3 protein-coding genes are annotated in these 3933 nt (G+C 65.5%); 1 reads left to right on the top strand and 2 read right to left on the bottom strand.

Going from position 1 to position 3933, the window contains the following annotated elements:
• A partial coding sequence (locus JWQ24_RS28255; protein WP_299815849.1) for an MFS transporter occupies window positions 1–811 on the bottom strand: 811 nt, incomplete at its 3' end.
• A gap of 329 nt (window positions 812–1140) precedes the next feature.
• Between JWQ24_RS28255 and JWQ24_RS28250 the strand changes: the two genes are divergently transcribed.
• Window positions 1141–1998: an EamA family transporter gene (locus tag JWQ24_RS28250; RefSeq protein ID WP_299815846.1), complete on the top strand. Its 858-nt coding sequence runs from the start codon at window positions 1141–1143 to the stop codon at window positions 1996–1998.
• Window positions 1999–2097: 99 nt separating this feature from the next.
• Here JWQ24_RS28250 and JWQ24_RS28245 read toward each other — a convergent pair whose 3' ends face one another.
• On the bottom strand, window positions 2098–3807 hold the full coding sequence (locus tag JWQ24_RS28245; protein WP_299815843.1) for an AarF/UbiB family protein: 1710 nt from the start codon (window positions 3805–3807) through the stop codon (window positions 2098–2100).
• Window positions 3808–3933: the final 126 nt, after the last annotated feature.

Genomic DNA, 3933 nt, shown 5'->3' with positions numbered 1-3933 from the left:
CTCCGAACGCTGAAAGGTACCCCGCCAGGTGGCCTGCGACGTCACTGGATTCTGTCACCTTCACGGGGATAGCCACATCGATCGGCCCAGAGAGCAAGAAGAGCAGCAACGAAACCCCAACCAGGAGCAGCACGGTTCTCGACCGGAGCATGGCACTGAAACCCGCGGCGCGGTGGACTGGCTCCGATGCGGAGGGCGCCCTCTCGGGATCCCGGATGCCGAATGCGTACACGGCAACGAGAACGAGGAAGGTGAGTGCGTCGAGGCCGATAACAAAGCTCGGGTGGATGAAGCCCAGCAGTGCCGCGGCGACAAGAGGCCCAGTCACGTAGGCGCCCTCGAGGATGACGTTCGCGGCCGAGTTGCCCATCTGCGTGTGCGTCGCGGGAACCAGCTCGTCGAGGAGCACGTACCTGCCCGCCTTCCCCCACGCGCTAAGCAATGAAGACACGGCGATCAGGGCGAGCAATACTGGGAGATTCAGGACATCCAACGCATAGGCGACCGGAACGGCAAGCAGGAAGCATGCCCGCCATAACCCGTCGACGATCGCGAGACGCCGGCCGCTCACCGTTCTGACGAAACGAGCCAGGACAATCGAGCCCGCCGCCGCTGGCAAGCTGTACGCCGCGATCGCCCATGAAACGGCCACAGCCCGCATGCTCGGCGCTGCCAGGTCGAGGGTGAGCCAGGTAATCGCCAGCGTGCTCAACCCGTCGCCGAAACTCGAAACACCGATGCCGAAGAGGAGGCGGCGCAACGGTTTGATGTGCAACACAGCGGCGTAGGGTGTGGTGAAACGCTGCGACACTCGACCTCCATGGAGATGTGCGAACGGGCGGCTTGGTCGGAGCGGATGACTAAGCGAGTATACCTCAACAAAGTGGAGCGATGAGCGCGAGCCCTGCTCGGTCGCGATGTTGGTGGCACTCGTGACGCCTTTGGTCGCCCTCGCTGGTTAGCCGAACGTTCGTGCCCGTGCGTTCCCAAAAGTACGGAGCCGCTCCTTCTTTTTGGAAACGGTTGGGCGTCAGGTGGTCCCGTATTCCTGATGTCGCCGTATCCGCCAAGAACCGTCGACGGCCAGCCAAAGTACGGCCCCATGCACGCTGACTTAGCCCGAGCGCCCAGAATGGACTCGTGACTCGACGCGGCCTAATCCTCTTTGCGGCCCTGGGGCTCGCATGGGGCATCCCATATCTCTTCATCAAGGTGGCCGTTGCCGAGCTGGATCCGGGGATGCTGGTGCTGGCACGTTCGGCGATCGCCGCCGCCCTGCTGCTTCCGCTGGCGATATTCCGTCACGAAATCGGTCCGGTGCTGCGCCGGTGGAGACCGATGCTGGTGTACACCGTCGTGGAGATCGTCATCCCCTGGGGGTTCCTGAGCACAGCGGAGCAGCACCTGCCGAGTTCGACTGCAGGACTCCTGCTGGCCGCGGTGCCCCTTGCCGGAGTGGCCGTCGCGTTCGCGATCGGCCGCCCCCCGCGGTTGTCCGGGCAAAACTGGTGGGGAATCGGAGTCGGCATGCTCGGAGTCGCCGCACTGGTCGGGCTCGACCTCGGGGGATCGGACCTGACAAGCGTCGGCGAGATGGCATTGGTCGTGGTGGGTTACGCGCTCGGCCCGGCGATTCTGTCTCGATGGATGCCGGACGTTCCCGGAGTCGGAATCGTCGCGGTATCCCTGGCCGGCGCCGCAATCGCCTACATCCCGATCGTCGTGCTGACCGGCAGCTGGCCCGCCGTCTGGCCGTCCGCGCCGGTCACCATTGCCATTGCCGTCCTCGCCGTCGTCTGCAGTGCGCTTGCGTTTCTGCTCATGGTCGGCCTGATCGCCGAGATTGGGCCGGTGAAGGCGACGACGATTACCTACGTCAATCCGGCAGTGGCGATTCTGGCCGGGGCGGTTGTGCTCGGTGAGCGGATCACGGTGTGGGCGATCGTCGGGTTTGCGCTGGTGCTCGCCGGTTCCTGGCTCGTCACGCGACGGCGGTAGCAACCTGTCGCTCCGTCTGACCCCGGGGGTGCGCCAGCTCAGCAGGAGTGACGAACGGACAACCCGCGTCGTCGCGGCTCAGTGGTCGCCGGGCGGCGCCTACGGCAGCGGGCCGCGCCGCGCCGCTAGGCCGGCAAAGAGGGCGTAAAGCAGCGGGAGCGCAGATGCGGCCATGACGACGGTTCCAAATACGACATCCTGGGACCGAAGCAGGATGCCGCCGATCAGCAGGGCGGCGAAGACGACTGCCGAGATGATCTGCCGTCCCGTTCGCTCGAGGCTGCTGAGGCGACGCTCGACGCGAGGCGTCTGCGCCGAGATCCTGCCCTGTTCGATCTGAGTCGTGAGGTTGTCGAGCCTCTGGGGCAGGCGAGCGATGACGCCCGCAAATGACAGCGCCTGCTTTGCGACCGTTTGGAGCAGGTTGCCGCCTTCTGCTCGGATCAGCTGGGCCGAATAGGGCTCGACGGCGTTCCAGATATTGAAGGCGGGGTCGAGGGAGCTGCACATCCCCGAGGTCAGCGACATCGCGCGGATGATGAGGAGGAAATGCTCAGGCAGCTGAAACGGCAGCGACCGCACGACATCGCCAAACTCGGTGGCGAACGCGCGGAACTCGCGCGGATCGACCTCCTGCAACTCGGCGAAACCCATCCCGCCGAACCGGGCCAACAGCTTCGTCATCGCGAGCTCGAGCTCCGCGGTGTCCGCGGACGGCAGGAGCACGCCCACTTCGCGGATGCCGTCCACCATCCCCTTGCCGTCGCGCGACGCGGCCGCGATGAGTAGCTTCTGAAGGCCGTGACGAAGGGCCGCGGGCACCTCACCCATCATCCCGAAGTCGATGAAAGTGAACTTCCAGGCGCGACTGACACCTGCCGCCGATGCACCGTCGCTGCTGAGCGGCGTGACGAAGATGTTGCCGGGATGCGGGTCGGCGTGGAAGTAGCCGTGGACGAAAAGCTGGTCGAACATGACGGCCGCGAACTCCATTGCAACTTCGGAGGGGTCGATGCCAGCCGCGCGCAGCCCCTCGACATCGTTGATCTTGATGGCGGTCACATCCTGCAGGGTCAGCACCCGTCGCGTCGTACGCTCCCACACCAACTCTGGAACGCTGACTCGCTCGTCGCCCGTGAAGTCCTCGGCAAACCGCTCGGCGCCGGCCGCCTCGTGGAGGTAGTCGATTTCCTCGAGGCTCGTCACCGCGAATTCCTCGACCAGGGCGGGCACGTCGACCCGATCCGCCACCAGCCGCACGCGGCTGAGCCAGCCGGCCACCCGGCGGAGCGCGCTGAGGTCGACAGCAACGATCGAACCGATGCCCGGTCGCTGGATCTTCACGACGACGTCGAGCAAGCCTGTCTCTGCAGCATCGAGTTCTGATAGCCGAGCACGGTGCACCTGACCGAGGGATGCGGCCGCGAGCGGCACCTCCTCGACAAACGAGAACGCACGCTCGAGCGTCATGCCCAGCTCGGCTTCGGCGACGGTGCGGATGCCCGCGAACGGCGCTGGCGGAACCTCGTCCTGCAGACCCTCGAGCTCCTTCGTGATTTCGGGCGGCAGCACGTCGAGCCGTGACGACATGAACTGACCGACTTTGATCATCAGCCCGCCCAGCTCGATCGCGAGCAGGTGAAACCGCTGCGCAATGCGCTGTAGACGCGCCGACCTGCCCCGTGCTGCGAGCCGCGCGAGCCCCACCCGTGGGAGAAACAGTTCGTACCACCAGGTCTGCACCAGACAGCGGGCGGCGAACCACAGGATTCTGCGCGAGCGGGCGCGCATGTTCCCGGCGTCGGTCATCCAGTCTCCTTAACGCCGACGTGGTGTGAGCACGTGGTCAATCCTGGGCGAGGATGGAGTAGAGCTTACGTCGCGCCTCATCCAGCACGGCAACAGCCTGCTTGACATGCTCGGGGTTGCCGGAGC

Source organism: Tardiphaga sp., from assembly GCF_028290495.1.
Classification (GTDB): domain Bacteria; phylum Pseudomonadota; class Alphaproteobacteria; order Rhizobiales; family Xanthobacteraceae; genus Tardiphaga.
Note: the sequence above shows the minus strand (reverse complement) of the source record. Positions and strands in the feature narration are given on the sequence as shown.